The 13,786-nt window shown below is 59.4% G+C and carries 15 protein-coding genes; 12 read left to right on the plus strand and 3 right to left on the minus strand.

Annotated features, from left to right (window positions below; genetic code table 11):
- Positions 1–149 precede the first annotated feature (149 nt).
- The 4 genes from mnmE (at position 150) to gpmI (ending at position 4,496) form a co-directional block, all read left to right on the plus strand.
- Positions 150–1,529 carry a tRNA uridine-5-carboxymethylaminomethyl(34) synthesis GTPase MnmE gene (gene mnmE / locus NW856_RS13685; RefSeq protein ID WP_414400695.1) on the plus strand — a complete coding sequence of 460 codons (1,380 nt, stop codon included), beginning with the start codon at positions 150–152 and terminating at the stop codon, positions 1,527–1,529.
- Positions 1,530–1,629: 100 nt separating this feature from the next.
- A complete protein-coding gene (dps, locus tag NW856_RS13690; RefSeq protein WP_414400696.1) occupies positions 1,630–2,130 on the plus strand; it encodes a DNA starvation/stationary phase protection protein Dps in 501 nt (166 codons plus the stop codon).
- A gap of 39 nt (positions 2,131–2,169) precedes the next feature.
- On the plus strand, positions 2,170–2,688 hold the full coding sequence (locus NW856_RS13695) for a tetratricopeptide repeat protein (RefSeq protein WP_414400697.1): 519 nt from the start codon (positions 2,170–2,172) through the stop codon (positions 2,686–2,688).
- A 215-nt stretch (positions 2,689–2,903) separates the two neighbouring features.
- A complete protein-coding gene (gene gpmI / locus NW856_RS13700; RefSeq protein WP_414400698.1) occupies positions 2,904–4,496 on the plus strand; it encodes a 2,3-bisphosphoglycerate-independent phosphoglycerate mutase in 1,593 nt (530 codons plus the stop codon).
- 14 nt (positions 4,497–4,510) lie between these two features.
- On the opposite strand, the gene NW856_RS13705 is transcribed toward gpmI, so the two are convergent.
- Together NW856_RS13705 and NW856_RS13710 are read right to left on the minus strand one after the other, a co-directional pair.
- A complete protein-coding gene (locus tag NW856_RS13705) occupies positions 4,511–4,765 on the minus strand; it encodes a hypothetical protein (protein ID WP_414400699.1) in 255 nt (84 codons plus the stop codon).
- Positions 4,766–4,820: 55 nt separating this feature from the next.
- Positions 4,821–5,408 (minus strand): DUF3177 family protein, encoded by a 588-nt coding sequence (locus tag NW856_RS13710; protein WP_011434226.1) that lies wholly within the window; start codon positions 5,406–5,408, stop codon positions 4,821–4,823.
- A gap of 529 nt (positions 5,409–5,937) precedes the next feature.
- Here NW856_RS13710 and NW856_RS13715 point away from each other — a divergent pair.
- From NW856_RS13715 to NW856_RS13750, 8 genes are all read left to right on the plus strand, one after another.
- On the plus strand, positions 5,938–6,330 hold the full coding sequence (locus NW856_RS13715; RefSeq protein WP_414400700.1) for a hypothetical protein: 393 nt from the start codon (positions 5,938–5,940) through the stop codon (positions 6,328–6,330).
- A gap of 5 nt (positions 6,331–6,335) precedes the next feature.
- Positions 6,336–7,082 carry a F0F1 ATP synthase subunit A gene (gene atpB / locus NW856_RS13720; RefSeq protein ID WP_414349847.1) on the plus strand — a complete coding sequence of 249 codons (747 nt, stop codon included), beginning with the start codon at positions 6,336–6,338 and terminating at the stop codon, positions 7,080–7,082.
- A 221-nt stretch (positions 7,083–7,303) separates the two neighbouring features.
- Positions 7,304–7,549: an ATP synthase F0 subunit C gene (gene atpE / locus NW856_RS13725; protein WP_235280127.1), complete on the plus strand. Its 246-nt coding sequence runs from the start codon at positions 7,304–7,306 to the stop codon at positions 7,547–7,549.
- 102 nt (positions 7,550–7,651) lie between these two features.
- The gene (locus tag NW856_RS13730) at positions 7,652–8,125 is read left to right on the plus strand and encodes a F0F1 ATP synthase subunit B' (RefSeq protein WP_414349846.1); all 474 of its coding nucleotides are present in this window, start codon (positions 7,652–7,654) and stop codon (positions 8,123–8,125) included.
- Positions 8,126–8,160: 35 nt separating this feature from the next.
- Complete coding sequence (locus NW856_RS13735) at positions 8,161–8,724, plus strand: F0F1 ATP synthase subunit B (protein WP_414400701.1); 564 nt, start codon at positions 8,161–8,163, stop codon at positions 8,722–8,724.
- 20 nt (positions 8,725–8,744) lie between these two features.
- Positions 8,745–9,293: an ATP synthase F1 subunit delta gene (gene atpH / locus NW856_RS13740; RefSeq protein WP_414330491.1), complete on the plus strand. Its 549-nt coding sequence runs from the start codon at positions 8,745–8,747 to the stop codon at positions 9,291–9,293.
- 43 nt (positions 9,294–9,336) lie between these two features.
- On the plus strand, positions 9,337–10,857 hold the full coding sequence (gene atpA / locus NW856_RS13745; RefSeq protein WP_011434218.1) for a F0F1 ATP synthase subunit alpha: 1,521 nt from the start codon (positions 9,337–9,339) through the stop codon (positions 10,855–10,857).
- Between the two features lie 61 nt (positions 10,858–10,918).
- The gene (locus NW856_RS13750) at positions 10,919–11,863 is read left to right on the plus strand and encodes a F0F1 ATP synthase subunit gamma (protein ID WP_414330493.1); all 945 of its coding nucleotides are present in this window, start codon (positions 10,919–10,921) and stop codon (positions 11,861–11,863) included.
- 5 nt (positions 11,864–11,868) lie between these two features.
- Here NW856_RS13750 and NW856_RS13755 read toward each other — a convergent pair whose 3' ends face one another.
- Positions 11,869–13,578, minus strand: a complete 1,710-nt coding sequence (locus tag NW856_RS13755; protein WP_414400702.1) for an ABC transporter permease — start codon at positions 13,576–13,578, stop codon at positions 11,869–11,871.
- Positions 13,579–13,786 lie beyond the last annotated feature (208 nt).

Below are 13,786 nucleotides of genomic sequence, written 5' to 3' on the forward strand. Positions count from 1 at the left end.
TGGAACGCGCATGGGCACACTTTAGCGCAGGTCTAACGAGATAAAAGTCGTCCTAGAAGGGCAGGGCTTTAAACCCAGTTTTTTGGTAATCGGTGGATGCCGATCTGTAATCCAACGGCTGCTCGAACTCCCTCAGGGCTTCATTCAAGATGGATCCGACTGCCCCACTGGCCGATACGATCGCTGCCATTGCCACTGCGGTGGTGCCTGAACAGGGCAGCGTGGGGATTGTGCGCCTTTCCGGGTCACGAGCCCTTCCCATTGTCCAAGCCATCTTTACCCCTGCCCGCCGCAGCGCAGTCTGGGAGAGCCATCGGCTCCTCTACGGCTGGATCCACGATGAGAAAGGCCAAATTCTAGACGAAGCGCTGGCCGTTTGGATGCAGGCCCCCCGTTCTTACACCCGCGAAGATGTGGCAGAGCTGCATTGCCACGGTGGCATCATGGTGGTTCAGGCCACGTTGCAACAATGCCTGCGGCAGGGGGCGCGGTTGGCCCAGCCGGGGGAGTTTAGCCTGCGCGCTTTTCTGAATGGCCGCATTGACCTCACCCAGGCCGAGAGTGTGGCCGATCTGGTGGCGGCCCGCTCCCCTCAGGCGGCCCGGATGGCCCTAGCAGGCTTGCAGGGTAAGTTAGGGGGATCCATTCGCGCCCTGCGCCAGGAGCTGCTGGGTTTGTTGGCAGAAATTGAGGCTCGCCTCGACTTTGAAGAGGATCTGCCCCCCTTGGATGTTGCCGCTTGGCAGGCCCGGCTCCAAGCTATTCAAGCCCAGATCCAAGCCCTGCTGGCCACGGCAGAACGGGGACAACTGCTGCGCACCGGGGTGAAGGTGGCCATTGTCGGGAGGCCCAATGTGGGCAAGTCCAGCTTGCTCAATGCCTGGTCAGGACAGGATCGCGCCATCGTCACCGATCTGCCCGGCACCACCCGCGACGTGGTGGAATCCCACCTGGTGGTGAAAGGGATCCCCGTTCAACTGCTGGACACTGCCGGCATCCGCGCCACCGAAGATCCGGTGGAACGGCTGGGGGTGGAGCGCTCCCAACGCCTAGCCCAGGCTGCCGATGTGCTGGTGCTGGTCATCGACGCCCAAGCGGGCTGGACGGCTGCCGACGCCGCCATCTACGAGTCGATCCGCCATCGCCCCCTCATCCTGGTGATCAACAAAACCGACCTCGCCCCGCCAGAGGGGATCCCTCTCCCCCCCGAAATTGCCCACCGCGTCCCCACGGTTGCCGCCCAAGGGAAAGGGATCCCGGAGCTGGAAAAAGCCCTGGAGCAGCTTGTCACCCAGGGACGTCCCCAGCCCAATCTGGAGATAAGCCTGAACCAGCGGCAGGCCGCTGCCCTCCAACAAGCCCAAGCCAGCCTGGAACAGGTGGGGCAGGCCATCCAAGCTCAGCTCCCCCTGGACTTTTGGAGCATCGACCTACGGGGCGCCCTGCATGCCCTTGGCCAGATCACTGGCGAGGAGATCTCGGAATCAGTGCTGGATCAGATTTTCAGCCGCTTCTGCATCGGTAAGTAGCTCTCCTAACTCATACTCATTTTGAGTTTGTGTTACTATGGGCTCAGTTGGGAAGCCGAAGCGGATCCCCGATAATGGAAACACGGTTAGGAGGTTGGCCATGGTTACCGCCGAGAAAACCCGTCTCTACCCCACCCAGATCGATTTGCCAGCAGAGGCTCGCGCGCAACTGGTGGAGCTGCTCAACCAGTCCTTGGCAGACACGTTGGATCTGAAGACGCAGGTGAAACAGGCCCACTGGAACGTTAAAGGCATGCACTTCATCGCCTTGCACGAGATGTTCGACACTTTTGCCAGCACCCTGGAAAACTACGTGGACATGCTGGCGGAACGGGTTACGGCGCTGGGGGGCATCGCCCGCGGCACGGCTCGCATCGTTGCCCAAACCTCCACCTTGCCGGAGTACGATCTGGCCGCTGAAGAGGGTCGGGATCACCTGCAGGCTTTGGCAGCCCGTTACGCTCACTATGCAGCTTCCGTCCGCCGCAACATTGACCGCACCACCGAACTGGGGGATGCCGACACAGCAGACCTGTTCACCGAGATCTCGCGCCAGATTGACAAAGATCTTTGGTTTATCGAGGCTCACCTGCAGGCGTGACGCCAGCGAGGCCAGTCACAGGCAAGTGGATCAAGCAAAATGGGCGTTAACGTTCCCCTCCTGTATTTGGTGGCTCTGGCCAGTATCCTCGGCGTGGCGGGCTTCTTTGTCCTGCGGGAGGTGCTGCGGGTACGGGCCCAGGAAAAGGTCATCCGTGAGCTGCAGCCCCGCCTGAGCAAAGGCAAGGGATCCCCGCAGGAGCACTACGAGTTGGGCAGCGTCTATCTGCAAAAGGGCCTCTATGACCAGGCGATTGCCCAGCTCAAAAAAGCCCTAGAAGTGGCCGGGGAGAACATTCCCCCCGTCTGCAACGCCCTCGGTTTTGCCTACTTCAGCCAGGGGCAGTACGACTTGGCCATCCGCTACTACAAGGATGCCGTGGCTGCGGATCCCGGTTATGTAACTGCTTGGAACAATCTGGCCCATGCCTATGAGAAGAAAAATCTCTATGGCCCAAGCTTGGAAGCTTACGAAACTGCCCTGAAGTTGGATCCCCGAAATGCCATTGCTAAGCGGCGCTCGGAGTCTCTGCGCAAACGGTTGCAGCCCAGCCCCTGAGGATCCCATCTGCAATTTCATCCGCAGAAATACTCTTGACCGCGGCACAGTTGTGCATAGGGGTTGGCGCTAAAGACTCCATCCTGCCTGTGCAGGCACTTCCTTATCCTCTCAAAAGAAGATTGATAATATTGAAATCTTGAGCGTAAATGTAAGATCCGGTATCGTGTTGCCTGGGCTGGTATTATGTCTTAAATAAAACGAGAGGCCATTTCATGGATTCGCAATCGGTAGCACCTGTGGTTTTGGTGATCCTGGATGGCTGGGGTTATCGGGATGCTCTCGATGGCAACGCGGTGCTGGCTGCGGAAACCCCTGTCCTGGATAGCCTTTGGGCTGCCTATCCCCACACCCTGCTGCAAGCTTCGGGTCGGGCCGTGGGCCTGCCGGCAGGACAGATGGGCAACTCTGAAGTCGGGCACCTGACCTTGGGGGCAGGGCGGGTGGTGCCGCAGGAATTGGTGCGCATCAGCGACGCGATAGAGACAGGATCCCTCTTCCAGGATCCCTTGTTGATGCAAGTTTGTCGCCAGCTCAGAGAGCGAGGGGGCCGTTTTCACTTCGTTGGCCTTTGCTCCGAGGGGGGGGTTCACTCCCACATCGACCATCTCTATGGGTTGCTCAAGCTGGCGGCCCAGGCTGAGATTCCGGCCTATGTCCACGCCATCACCGATGGCCGCGACACCTTGCCCCGCGATGGTGCCAGGGTTCTGGCCGCCCTGGAAAAAGAGCTGCAATGGCTGGGCAATGGCGTCATCGCCACCCTGAGCGGACGCTACTACGCCATGGATCGGGATCGCCGTTGGGAGCGCACCCAAAAGGCCTACGAGATCATGACCCAAGACGGCCCTGGCTGTGGACAAAGCGCCGCCGAGGTGATGGAAGCTTTCTATGCCCAGGATCTCACAGACGAGTTCATCCCGCCCACCCGCCTGGCTCCGGGGGCTGTGCAGTCGGGAGATGCGGTGCTTTTCTTCAACTTCCGCCCAGATCGCGCCCGCCAACTTACCCAAGCCTTTGTCTGCCCAGACTTTTCGGGTTTTCAACGCCCCTTGCTGCCGGATCTCACCTTCATCACCATGACTCAGTACGAGGCGGAGCTGCCGGTGCAGGTGCTGTTCAAGCCCCAGAACCTGAATCACCTGCTGGGCCAAGTGGTGAGCGAGGCCGGCCTCAAGCAATTGCGCATTGCCGAGACGGAAAAATACGCCCATGTCACCTACTTCTTCAACGGCGGCATCGAGCAGCCCTTCCCCGGCGAAGATCGCATCCTGGTGCAAAGCCCGCTGGTGACCACCTACGACCAGGCGCCGGAGATGTCGGCAGTGGAAGTGACCGACAAGGCGATAGAGGCCATCGCCCGCCGCGAATACAGCCTGGTGGTGCTCAACTATGCCAACCTCGACATGGTAGGTCACACTGGCAACTACGAAGCCACCATCCGCGCCCTGGAAACGGTGGATCGCTGTTTGGGCCGGCTGCTGGCGGCAGTGGTAGATGCGGGAGGCACTACTTTGATCCTGGCGGATCATGGCAATGCAGAGCTGATGTGGGATGAGAACGGCAACCCCTGGACGGCCCACACCACCAACCCCGTTCCCTGCATTCTGGTGGAGGGGGAAAGGCGCAAAATCCCCGGCTGTGGCGGCGATGTCAAGTTGCGCTCCGACGGCACTTTGGCTGATGTGGCCCCCACCCTGCTGGAGATCTTGGGCCTGCCTCAGCCCCCCGAAATGACAGGACGTTCGCTTTTGCAGCCGGCAGAATACACCATCCTCCAGCGGCAACCCAGTCCTGTGGGGCGGTAGGTGCCAGGGATCCCTTACTCCGTCACTGGGATCCCTTCTTGGGCCAGCCATGCTGTTAGCTCTCCCCAGTTGCGATAGACAGCCAGAACCCGTGAGCGATCGGGGTGATAGGGGGCAGCCAAGCGCTCCAACTGCAAAAAGCGGGCCTGGGGAGGGATCACCGCCGCTTCGGGATCGGGGGGAGTGGGTCGGCGCAAGGAGCTGCTGTAGCCGCGGTAGATCAGCACCAGATCAGACTCTCCCTCGCTTTCCACCTCCACCCGCAGCACCTCTTGCGGGGGTCTTGGCTATAGCGCTCCAAGGCCAAGGGCCAAGGCAGGGCCCTCATGCTTCCAGTTCCCCCTTATCAGTTCCAGGCCGCAGCCGCCAGACAAAGTAGAGGCTGTAGAGCAGGTAGGCCACCAGCCCCCAGGCCCCCACGCTCCCCAGCAGCTCCGGCGATACATTGGGATGGAAGATCTCCCGAAACCCCAGCGGTGGCCCAAACCAAGCCCGGCACTCCTCTGGCAGAGAAGTGCGGAAAGCACAGGGCACAAAGGCCCCCGAAAAGAGGATCCCGGCCCCCATATAACCAGTCAGGCCCCACCGCCAGAGCAAAAAGGCTCGCGCCGCCCAGGTTCTCGACTGCTCGAGAGCAGCACTCCAGTCCCGCCAAAACCAAAGACAAACCAAGATCAACAGCCGCGCCATTGCTCCACTGAGAAAGCTGACGGGCAGGCCCCCAATCATCAGGTACACCGTCACCGCCAAGAGGCTCGATACCCGCCAATAAACGATCAATAGCTGAATCAAGGGCCGCAACCCCACCGCAAAAGCCCAAATCAGCAGCAGCAATGGCATCACCACCGTCAGCGCCACTGCCAAGCGGTAGTCCAGCCAGATTGCATCCACCAGCCAACTCTGGGGAGTCATCCTCACCCTCTGCCACTCCTGCCCCTTAGTATATGAAACCTGGGGGATCCAGGACGGGACACAGAGAGTTACGGAATGTTAACGCCTGCTGACCATCCCCAGCAAAACTTTACACCAGACAGCTTTCAGAAAGTTTTCCATTTTGCCGCTACCGATCCCCGAAAGTGGTAGATTCTTAGCTAGCTCCTCAGAGGAGTATCCCTGTCGTTCGGAAGGCCAGCTGCCTGTCTGAGCGACCAGCGGAGTCTCCTTCAGACCTTGGCCCAACTTAATCTCATTAAGTATTGTTACTTAATCGTGTTATCTTGGGTTAAGGTCAAACCTTGAGAGGCATGACCTCGAAACCATGGCCCGTTCTTCCAGACTCCTCTCTCACAGTTCTACCCGTTGGAAGGCGACCCAGTGGAAGCCCAGACCACTGCCTCCCTTGGAGAATGCACCTCCTTCTCCGAAGCGGGAGGAAGAGAAAGGGGATCCAGTTGCGTCAGAGCCACCCCTTGCCCTGGGGAAGCCCGATTTGGCGAGGAAGGTGAAGGGTGGAGCTAGGGGGGCAGCAGTTGCTGGCAGCGGGAGCTATGAAGCGCTGCAGCTGTGGCTGGTGCTGGTTACCTCGGGGGTAAGTCTGGCCATTGCCGTGGGAGTGGCCCTGGTTTACTCTCTGGGGGTAGCTGCCAACTACTTGCTGGGGGCGGTTGTTGGCGTGGTTTATCTGCGCATGCTGGGCCGCGGCGTAGCGGAGCTGGGCAAAAGCCGCAACCGTTTGGGGGTGACGCGTTTGGCTCTGTTTGTCGGGCTGATCGTTTTAGCCACTCAGGTGAAGTCTTTACAGATATTGCCCATTTTCCTGGGGTTCATGACCTACAAGGTCACCCTGCTCATTCATCTTGTCCAGACCTTGACCCGTTCATCTTCTTCTGTGTGATGCCCATGAACCTGTCCTTCTCCTCTCCTCCTCTTTTGGCAGAACTCGAGGTCGGCCATCACCTTTACTGGCACCTGGGCAAATTCACGGTTCACGGGCAGGTTTTGATCGCCAGCTGGATCGCCATTGCCCTGATCTTGACGGTGGTTATCTTGGGCACCCGTCAACTGCAGCGGGAGCCGGCTGGTCTGCAAAACTTTGTCGAGTATGCCCTGGAATTTGTGCAGAGCATTGCCCGTGCCCAGATTGGCGAGAAAAACTTCCGGCCCTGGGTACCCTATGTCGGCACCTTGTTCCTGTTTATCTTTGTCTCCAACTGGATGGGCAACCTCTTCCCGTGGAAGCTGATTCCTCTGCCGGAAGGGGAGTTGGCCTCCCCCACCAACGACATCAACACCACTGCCGGGTTGGCGCTGCTCACCAGCATCATGTATTTCGTGGCCGGCATCAGCAAGCGGGGGCTGTCTTACTTCAAAAAGTACATCGAGCCTACCCCGATTCTGCTGCCCATCAACGTTTTAGAAGATTTCACCAAGCCCCTCTCCCTGAGTTTCCGTCTATTCGGCAACATCCTGGCAGAAGAGCTGGTGATTGCGGTGTTGGTGTTGCTGGTGCCCTTGTTTATCCCCGTGCCGGTGATGGTTCTGTTCCTGTTTACGGGGGCGATTCAGGCTTTGATCTTCTCAACCCTCTCGGCAGCTTACATTGGAGAGGCGCTGGAAGGTCATGGAGGAGGGGATCACCACGATTGATCCCGCTGGTCGGTCGATCCATCTTGAACCTTTTCGGGAGGATCATCTCAAGTGGGTCAGCGCAAGGGATCCCTTCTTTTGGTAAGGTTTGTTGGGGCTGACAGATTGGTTCTGAAAGCCGCCGACAAGGGAGTGATTTGAGGCTGTAGTGTATCAGACCCGATCACCTCTGAAGCTCAAGAGACGTTGTTGTTGTGTCAATCACCAAGGAGCATCTCACTATGGATCCGTTAACCTCTGCTGCTTCTGTTCTGGCTGCTGCTCTGGCCATTGGTCTGGGATCCCTGGGTCCTGGGATCGGACAGGGGAACGCCGCTGCTGCTGCGATGGAAGGGGTGGCCCGCCAACCGGAGGCGGAAGACAAGATCCGCGGCAACCTGCTGGTTAGCCTGGCCTTCATGGAAGCTCTGACCATCTACGGCTTGGTGGTGGCTTTGGTGCTCTTGTTTGCCAACCCCTTCGCCTAGTGTCCTACGGGGGCGGGCCGCAGCGATGGCCGAGGTGAGCCATATCCGCCCCCCAACCCGGCCTGACGGTAGACCTAAGTTTCTGTTGGGGTCATAACACCCATGCTCTTCCAAACTCTATTGGCTGTTGAAGCGGCTGAAAAAGGTGGTCTTTTCGATCTGGATGCCACCCTGCCCCTGATTGCCATTCAGTTTTTGCTGTTGGTGGCAGTGCTCAACTCCCTCTTCTATGAGCCGGTTACGCGGGCTATCGACAGCCGCAGCGACTACATCCGCACCACTCAAGCGGAAGCCCAAGAGCGGTTGGACAAGGCGGTGTCGTTGACCCGACAGTATGAGTCTGAGATCAGCCAGGCCCGCTTGCAAGCCCAGCAGGTGATCGCTGAGGCAGAGGCTGCAGCTGCTCGCATTCGTTCCGAGAAACTGGCTGCTGTGCAGGCAGAGATCCAGCAGAAGCTGGAGGCGGCGCGGCTACAGGTCGAGCAAGAGAAGCAGGCAGCCCTCGAACAGCTGCAGCAGCAGGTGGATGCCATTGCCGCCCAGATTACCCAGAAACTGTTGGGCAGTGCTCGTTAGATCGCTGGTTGGAAGTACTTTTGGAGGAGCTTGCGATGCCTGTGTGGAGTTGGGTGGCCGGTTGGATCTTGGCTGTGGCCGAGACCACGGAGCTACTCCCAGAAGCCAAGGCAGGAGAGGGGGATCTCTTGGCCAAGATTCTCGAGAGCAACCTGATCAACATCGCGATCATTCTCACCTTGCTGTTTATCTTGGGTCGCAAAGTGGTGGGAGAAGCCCTGGCCAAGCGGCGGGAGGGGATCCTAGAAGAACTGCGGCAGGCGGAGCAGCGCAAGCGGGAAGCCATCGAGAGGCTGGCGGAGGAGCAGCAAAAGCTGGCCCAGGCTCAGCAGGAGGCTGAACGTATCCGCAAGCAGGCGGAAGCCAACGCCGAAGCCCGTCGGCAAGAGTTGTTGGAGCAGGCGGAGCGGGAAGTGGAGCGGCTGCGGGCCAATGCCGAGAAAGAGTTGTCTAGCGAGCAGGAGCGGATTCTTCAAGAGTTGCGTCGGCAGATCGTTCGCCAAGCCCTGAGCAAGGTGGAGCAGGAGTTGCCGCAGCACCTCAACGAAGAGGTTCACCGCAGCTTGATCGAGAGAGGGATCCAAATGATTGCCCGCTAACTCTCAAGGAGGAGAAAGGTATGATCAGCAGCACAATGGCCGAGAAGGTGGTGGATCCCTATGCCGAGGCTCTCATTGCTCTTGGGTCAGGCCAGGGATTGCTGGACACTTTTGCCGCCGATATGCGCTTTATTGCCGAGGTTTTGCGGGCTACGCCGGAGCTGGGCCAGTTTCTCGCCAACCCGGTGATCAAGGCCGAGGCCAAAAAGAACCTGCTGCAGCAAGTATTTGCCGATCAGATCCACCCTCTGCTGCTGAATGCGCTGAAGTTGTTGACCGACCGCCGCCGTATCATGTTTCTCGGGGCCGTCTGCCGGCGCTTTTTGGATCTGCAACGGAAGCTCCAGAACATTGTCCTGGCCGAAGTGACGACGGCGATACCCTTGACGGAAGCTCAGCAGCAATCGATTCGCGAGCGGGTGATGGACTTCACCCAGGCCAGCGGTGTGGAGTTGCAAGCCACTCAGGATCCGGAGCTGCTGGGAGGGGTGGTCATCAAGATTGGATCCCAGGTGATCGACCTCAGCTTGCGTGGACAGTTGCGCCGGCTTGCCTTGCAGTTGGCCTAAGTTGGTTTTTGAGGATCCCTTCCCATTACTTGAGAGGACTGCTATGCCTACCATTCGCCCAGACGAGATTAGCACCATCATCAAACAGCAGATTGAGCAGTACAACCAGGAGATGCAGGTCTCCAATGTGGGGACAGTTCTGCAGGTGGGGGATGGCATTGCCCGCATCTACGGTTTGGATAAGGTGATGGCCAGCGAGCTGCTGGAATTTGAGGATGGCACCACCGGTATTGCCCTCAACCTGGAAGAAGACAACATCGGTGCCGTGCTGATCGGCTCCGGGCGGAATATCCAAGAGGGATCCACCGTCAAATCCACGGGCAAGATTGCCAGCATCCCGGTGGGGGAAGCCCTCTTGGGCCGCGTGGTGGATCCCCTGTGCAACCCCCTCGACGGCAAAGGCCCGATCCAGTGTACGGAGTCTCGCCTGATCGAATCTCCGGCACCTGGCATTGTCGATCGCCGCTCTGTGTACGAGCCCCTGCAAACCGGCATTACCGCCATCGATGCCCTGATCCCCATCGGGCGGGGGCAGCGGGAACTGATCATCGGCGACCGCCAAACCGGCAAGACCACCGTTGCTGTGGACACAATCCTGAACCAAAAAGGGCAGGATGTGATCTGCATTTACGTGGCCATTGGCCAGAAGCAGAGCACCATCGCCCAGGTGGTGGGCATCCTGACCGAGCGAGGGGCTATGGACTACAGCATTGTGGTGGCTGCCGGCGCCGATAGCCCGGCCCCGTTGCAGTGGCTGGCCCCCTATTGTGGTGCCACCATTGCCGAATACTTCATGTACCAGGGCAAACACACCCTGGTGGTCTATGACGACCTCTCCAAGCAGGCGGTGGCCTATCGGCAAATGTCGCTGCTGCTGCGCCGTCCACCCGGTCGGGAAGCTTATCCTGGGGATGTGTTCTACCTGCACTCGCGGCTATTGGAGCGAGCCGCCAAGCTGAGCAGCCAACTGGGAGAGGGATCCATGACGGCGCTGCCGATCGTGGAAACCCAGGCCAATGACGTGTCGGCCTACATTCCCACCAATGTTATCTCCATCACTGATGGGCAGATCTTCTTGGAATCGGATCTGTTCAACGCTGGCATCCGCCCGGCCATCAACGTCGGGATTTCCGTCAGCCGCGTCGGCTCGGCAGCTCAGACCAAGGCGATGAAAAAGGTGGCTGGCTCCATCAAGGTGGAACTGGCGCAATACCGCGATCTGGAGGCCTTTGCCCAATTTGCCTCTGACCTGGATGAGGCTACCCAAAAGCAACTGGCCCGCGGCCAACGGCTGCAGGAGTTGCTGAAGCAGCCACAGTACTCTCCCCTGTCTCTGGATCAGCAGGTGGCCATTATCTATGCGGGGACGCGAGGCTATTTGGATGACATTCCGGTGGAGAAGGTCTCCAGCTTCAAACAGGGCCTTTTGGCTTACCTGGGCACCACCCATCCCAAGTATGGCGAGATCGTCCTCTCCACCAAGCAACTCACCGACGAGGCAGAAGAAATCTTGAAAACGGCCATCACAGAGTTCAAGCAGAGCTTCGTGGCCAAGGCGGCCTAGGGTGACGCGGATCTCTCCTGGCCCGGATCCCTGTCGACCACCAAAATAGAGGGAGTAGGTTATGGCAAACCTCAAGCGCATCCGCGATCGCATCAAGGCGGTGAAAAACACCCGCAAAATTACCGAGGCCATGCGGCTGGTGGCAGCAGCTCGGGTGCGGCGCGCCCAAGAGCAAGTGATGGCCACCCGTCCCTTCGCCGACCGGCTGGCCCAGGTTTTCTATCGACTGCAGACGCGGCTGCGACTGGAGGATGTCAACTTGCCTCTGCTGAAGCAGCGCCCCATCCAGACGGTGGGGCTGTTGGTGGTGGCCGGGGATCGGGGCTTGTGCGGAGCCTACAACGCCAACGTGATTAAGCGCACCGAGGAGCGGGTTCGCGAGCTGCAGGAGACAGGGCAGCAGGTGCAGCTTTACCTGGTGGGCCGCAAGGCGGTGCAGTATTTCCAGCGGCGCTCCGCTCCCATCGCCAAGACCTACGTGAATTTGTCGCAGATCCCCACGGCGGCTGAGGCTGCCCAGATTGGAGATCAGCTCCTCTCGGCCTTCTTGTCGGAGAAGGTGGACAAGGTAGAGCTGCTCTATACCCGCTTTGTCTCTTTGATCAGCTCCCGTCCGGTGGTGCAATCCCTGTTGCCCCTCGATCCGTCGCGGTTGGCCACTCAAGACGATGAAATTTTTCGTCTTTTGGTGCGGGGCGGAGAGTTTACCGTCGAGCGCAGCAAAGTCATCGCAGCGGTCTCGGCCCCACCTCAGGACATGATCTTTGAGCAGGATCCCGTGCAGATTTTGGATGCACTGCTGCCGCTGTACCTGAACAACCAGTTGCTACGGGCCTTGCAGGAGGCGGCGGCCAGCGAATTGGCAGCTCGCATGACGGCCATGAACAACGCCAGCGACAATGCCAGCGAGCTCATTCGCACGCTGGGTCTTGCCTACAACAAAGCTCGCCAGGCGGCTATTACCCAGGAGATCCTGGAGGTGGTGGCCGGAGCGGAGGCCTTGTAGGGTTCTCAAAGGAGATTCCCTGAGGAGCCGAGGTTGCGTTGCCGCGCCATCTGGGAGTTGAGCAGAACCACCGGCAAAATCCCCACTAAGACAATGGCCAAAGCCGGTGCCCCTGCCTCCGCGAGACGCTCATCGGCTGCCAAGCGGTAGGTTTGCACCGCCAAGGTGTCGAAGTTGAAGGGCCGCAGCACCATCGTGGCCGGCAGCTCCTTCATCACATCCACAAATACCAGCAGCATAGCCCCCAAGAGGCCACCCCTCATCAAGGGCAAATGCACCTGCCACAGGGTGCCCAGGGATCCCTGCCCCAGGCTGCGGGCTGCCTCATCCAAACTGGGGGGAATGCGCAGCAGCGTGGCCTCAACGGTGGCCAAAGAAACGGCCAAAAACCGCACCAGATAGCCGAACACCAAAGCCGTGAGGGTACCGCCGATCACCAGGCCGGGTGGCTGTTGCAGCACCACCTGCCGCAGGTAGCTCAGCAGTTGATCCAACCACCCTAGGGGAATCAGAACCCCCACCGCGATCACCACTCCCGGCAGCGCGTAGCCCAGAGAAGACAACTGCACCGCCAGCCACAGGCCCCACGGGGATCCCCCCTGCAGCCGCAGCCCGTACAGCACCACCACCGACACGGAAACAGCAATGACAGCCGTGATGGTCGATAGCCAAAAGCTGTTCTGGGCGTAGCTCCAAAAGCGGCGACCCAACTCCCCCTGGCGCAGGGTCATATTGAGCAGAATCAAGGCCGGAACGACGAAGCCCAGCCCAATTGGGATCCCACAGGCCAGCCAGGCCCCCACCGCCCGGATCCCTTGTAGGCGGTAACGGGTTGGGGTGGGTTTGAACCCTTGGCGATAGTAGCGCGCCCGCCGGCGGGAGAATTGCTCCACCGCCATCAGCAGCAGCACCAGCAGCAACAGCAGAGCGGAAAGCTGAGCCGCCGCCACCGGATTGCCCAGAGCCGTCCAAGTGCGGTAGATGCCTGTGGTGAAGGTGTCCACCCCGAAATAGCTGACGGTGCCGAAATCGTTGAGGGTTTCCATCAAGGCCAGCAGACAGCCGGCCACGATCCCCGGTCGGGCCAGCGGCAAAGCCACCTTGAAAAAGCTGGCCCAAGGCCCGTAGCCCAAGGAGCGGCTTACCTCTAAGCAGGCCACCGATTGCTCCTGAAAGGCCAGCCGGGCCGAGAGGTAAACATAGGGATAGAGGGTGAGGATCAGCAGCAGGATCGCCCCCCACAACGAGCGAATGTTAGGGAACCAGTAGTCGCCGATCCCCCAACCTGTTACCCGCCGCAGCCAGATCTGGAAACCGCCGGTTACCTGCAAAAAATCGGTGTAGGCGTAGGCCAACACATAGGTGGGGGCCGCCAGGGGCAGCACCAACATCCACTCCAGCCAGGCCCGCCCCCAAAACTGACACATGGTCACCAGCCAGGCAGTGCCACTGCCCACCAGGATGACCCCCGCCGCCACCCCTGCCATCATCACCAGGCTATTGCGCACATAGAGCCCCAAGACGGTGTCGGCCAAGTGTTCCCAAACCTGCCGCTCGTCGGCAAAAAGGCTGAGCAGCACCGTCAGAGTGGGAATCAAAAGTAAGCCCGTCAATGCCAAGGTCAGCAGCGTCCAACTGCTGAGCCAGCGCGGCCAACCCCCCTTGAGAGGATGGTCAAGGCGTTTACCCAGATTCAGCCAAGTCAACTTTTCCATCAACTACAAAAGTGCTCCCCACCGCTGACGCGAATGAAACCTGCAGGATCTCGCAAAGACTTTTTCTTTACCATTTCCCAATTGTCAGCTAGAAGGCACAGGAGCCCTCCCCTTTGCCTACAGTGCAAGGACCGGGAGGAATTCGGAGTCATAATGAGTCATAATATAACCTAACTATGACCCAAGTCCTGACCGTTTCCTGCAAGCT

It is taken from the genome of Synechococcus sp. R3-13, from assembly GCF_047462195.1.
In the GTDB taxonomy this organism is placed as follows: Bacteria; Cyanobacteriota; Cyanobacteriia; order Thermostichales; family Thermostichaceae; genus Thermostichus.